Here is a 1,450-nt window from a genome sequence, read left to right as displayed (position 1 = left end):
CTTCTGGACAGTGTGTAGATCCTAATCTATCTTTGATAGTGATCTGCTTTAATCAAACAGGACACTTCAATAAGGAATATAATCCAATTATTGAGGTGTTAAATGACAAAACGAAAGAACAGAAGTTATACAACAGAGTTTAAACAAGAAGCGGTTGCCCTGGTCACCGAGCAAGGCTATAGCGTTCCTAAAGCGGCTGCTTCATTGGGTATTACAGATAAGTTGCTCTACAACTGGAAAGCCAAGTTTGATGCGGAACAATCTGGTACTGGCTTAAATACAGATGAGCGTGCTGAATTGCTTCGGCTCCGAAAGGAAAATAAAGAGCTGAAGATGGAAAAGGAGATTTTAAAAAAGGCCAGCGCCCTCCTGCTGAAGGAAACCAAGTAAGGTTTCAAACCATTCAACAACTTTCCTCAGCATATCCTGTTATCAAACTTTGCAAAGCAATGGGTGTTAGCCGCTCAGCTTATTATGCTTGGCTCAAACGGCCAACTAAATCTATTACGCCAAAGCAGTTACATTTGTATAGCAGAGCTAAAACTATCTTCGAGAAAAGCCGAAGTAGTTTGGGTTATAGAGAACTGCGGAAACGATTGTGCAGAGAGGGCTTTGATATTACTGAATACAGCGCTCAAAAATTAATGGCTAAGCTTGGATTGGTCGTTACGCAACGCATTGCATACAAGGCAACAACTAAGCGTAAACACAGTGATGCTGTTGCAGATAACTTGCTGAACCAGAACTTTAATCCGGTTGGGCCAAATCAAATCTTGGCTGGCGATGTGACTTATCTGAAAACAGGCGAAGGCTGGATGTATCTCGCGATCGTCATGGATTTATTTTCACGCCGAATCGTTGGCTGGCAGATTGATAAGCGTATGACTACTGACTTGGTTAGTCGAGCTATGATCAGGGCATATAATCTGCGCCAGCCTCCTAAAGGCTTGGTGTTTCATAGTGACAGAGGTTCGCAGTATACCAGCAAGCGTTATCGCACACTGCTGAGTAATTATGGCATCAGAGCTAGCATGGGGGATGTAGGTGCTTGCTGGGATAACTCTGTTGTGGAGCGGTTCTTTGGAAGCTTAAAGCATGACTGGGTTTTGAAAGTGCCCCAGCCAACGAGAGAGCATATGAGAAATGATGTGGCTGACTACATGCGTTATTACAACTTAGAGCGGCTCCATACTTCTAACGAAGATATGTCGCCAATCGAGTACGAAAACTCTTTAAGAAAAGTGTCCTGATTTAGTTGCGCAGAACACATTCTGCTTGACTCGTTTCACCAGTCAAACACCATTGCAGAAAAAACCAAGGAAACGAGAACGACAAGCGTTATCACCAATCTCAACCTCATGAACCAAGACTCCAACACCTCTTCCTCAAATAGCTTTCGATCAATCACCAGCAAATAGATAAAACAGAAGGCGAACACGAGCGAACTATA

The 1,450-nt window shown here is 43.2% G+C and carries 1 protein-coding gene; it reads left to right on the top strand.

All coding sequences use genetic code 11. The features are described 5' to 3' along the window. Nucleotides 1-102: 102 nt before the first annotated feature. Nucleotides 103-1,250 (top strand): IS3 family transposase gene (locus A3729_RS09560; protein WP_156494921.1). Its coding sequence is split into 2 segments (ribosomal slippage): nucleotides 103-373 and nucleotides 373-1,250, totalling 1,149 coding nucleotides; the frame shifts between segments, so codons are not numbered across the junction. Nucleotides 1,251-1,450: the final 200 nt, after the last annotated feature.

The organism is Oleiphilus sp. HI0043 (assembly GCF_001634935.1).
Note: the sequence above shows the minus strand (reverse complement) of the source record. Positions and strands in the feature narration are given on the sequence as shown.